This window comes from Luteibacter sp. P4_E6, assembly GCF_056401535.1.
On sequence record NZ_JBFUJE010000736.1, the window covers coordinates 1 to 1,546 of the forward strand.

Annotated in this window: 2 protein-coding genes and 3 tRNA genes; 1 reads left to right on the top strand and 4 read right to left on the bottom strand. The window is 64.1% G+C overall.

The genetic code is table 11. The features are described from left to right. Nucleotide 1: 1 nt before the first annotated feature. The 4 genes from AC1DT2_RS22920 to AC1DT2_RS22935 all read right to left on the bottom strand — a co-directional run bounded on the left by AC1DT2_RS22920 (nt 2) and on the right by AC1DT2_RS22935 (nt 930). Nucleotides 2-74, bottom strand: a tRNA-Thr gene (locus tag AC1DT2_RS22920). A 27-nt stretch (nt 75-101) separates the two neighbouring features. Further along, nucleotides 102-175: transfer RNA gene (locus AC1DT2_RS22925), tRNA-Gly, on the bottom strand. Nucleotides 176-192: 17 nt separating this feature from the next. Then, a tRNA-Tyr gene (locus tag AC1DT2_RS22930) sits at nt 193-278 on the bottom strand. Nucleotides 279-444: 166 nt separating this feature from the next. Continuing rightward, on the bottom strand, nt 445-930 hold the full coding sequence (locus AC1DT2_RS22935) for an acyl-CoA thioesterase (protein ID WP_159892979.1): 486 nt from the start codon (nt 928-930) through the stop codon (nt 445-447). A gap of 101 nt (nt 931-1,031) precedes the next feature. Between AC1DT2_RS22935 and AC1DT2_RS22940 the strand changes: the two genes are divergently transcribed. Then, nucleotides 1,032-1,546: PDC sensor domain-containing protein (locus tag AC1DT2_RS22940; RefSeq protein WP_477298975.1), on the top strand; the 515-nt coding region annotated here is incomplete at its 3' end.

Sequence of the window (1,546 nt, forward strand, 5' to 3'; positions counted from 1 at the left end):
GTGCTCATGACTGGAATCGAACCAGCGACCTCTTCCTTACCAAGGAAGTGCTCTACCGACTGAGCTACATGAGCACGATTACGCAGCGCGCGAAGTTACAATGGAGCGGGAGACGGGAATCGAACCCGCACAATCAGCTTGGAAGGCTGAAGTTCTACCATTGAACTACTCCCGCACTGCGCGGAACTCGTCTGGTGGAGGAAGGTGGATTCGAACCACCGAAGGCGTAAGCCAGCAGATTTACAGYCTGCCCCCGTTGGCCGCTTGGGTATTCCTCCAACATAGAACGCCTATTGTCGCGAGCGTCCCGGAAACTGTCAATAACTTCTGCAGGCGAATCAGCGTGCAATGACGGCTTCCGGAGGCCCGGACACCCCGTCGATACGGGCCGTCGACGGGTGGGCCGCGAAGTGTAACGAGGTACCCTTGTGAAGGGAAGCGTTTTTACGCCTCGCGGGTCGCAAGAACCAACGGCTCCATGGCGCGCGACATCTCCATGAGCTTGAGGGCGTACTCCTGCAGGCGCAGGTCTTTCGCTTCCACCGGCTTCCACGGCGGGACCGGGGTCGGCTTGCCGCCGTCCGGCTTGTCGAGCGCCACGAAGACCATCACGCAGCTGGTCGCGAGGCGTTGCTCGCCGCTGCGCAGGTCGCGGGCCAGCACATCCACCGAGAGGTGCATGCTCGAGGTACCTGTATGGATCAGGCGGGCACGCACGGTGACCAGGTCGCCGATCAGGATCGGGGCAAGGAACTGGATGCCACTGACCGAGGCGGTGACGCAATAGGCGCCGCTCCAGCCCACGGCGCAGGCATAGCCGGCCTGGTCCAGCCACTTCATCGCCATGCCTCCATGGACCTTCCCGCCGAAGTTTACGTCGGTCGGCTGGGCCAGAAAACGGAATTCGACCTCACGTTGCGTGCCGGGCATGCAATTACCTTGCTCTGAAAAGTCGCATTATGGCCTCCCGACGGCTTGTCCGGCCGCCCCGGCCGGCATAGATTCGGCCCTACATACCCGTGGAACACCCGATGGTCCTTCGCAGCGTCGCCTCCCGACTCGCCCTGGCCGTCCTGCTGGGGTCGGCGATCGTCCTGATCGTCACGGGCGGCCTGCTGCTGACGCATACCCGTGAGCAGACGCTCCGGCAGACCGAACGCGAGGCTGCAGCCATCGCCGGGTCAGCCGCCAACCGCATCCAGGCGCGAATCGACGGCGTCGCCAAGGTCGACCAGGTCCTCGCCGGCCTGCTCAGCACCCGGCGCGAACAGGCGCCGGCGATCATCCACGATATCCTCCAGGCCAACCCCGAGATCGGCGACATCAGCGCCGCCTTCATTCCCCGCGACCATTCGGCGCTACGTGAAGAGGACGCCCCGGTCGCGCGGCGCAAGCCGGATGGCGGCATCATCATGGGCAGCCGCCTCAGCGATCCCGAGCCCTACTGGAGCTCGCCATGGTTTATTCGCGGCCTGAACTGCGACAACGGCTGCTGGCAGCCGCCGTTCCGTTCCACCGAGCGCAATGAGACCCTGGTCGGCTACTC

Excerpts from the sequence above, each read along its gene's own strand:
- AC1DT2_RS22935 (WP_159892979.1), bottom strand. The coding sequence starts at position 930 with ATGCCCGGCACGCAACGTGAGGTCGAATTCCGTTTTCTGGCCCAGCCG.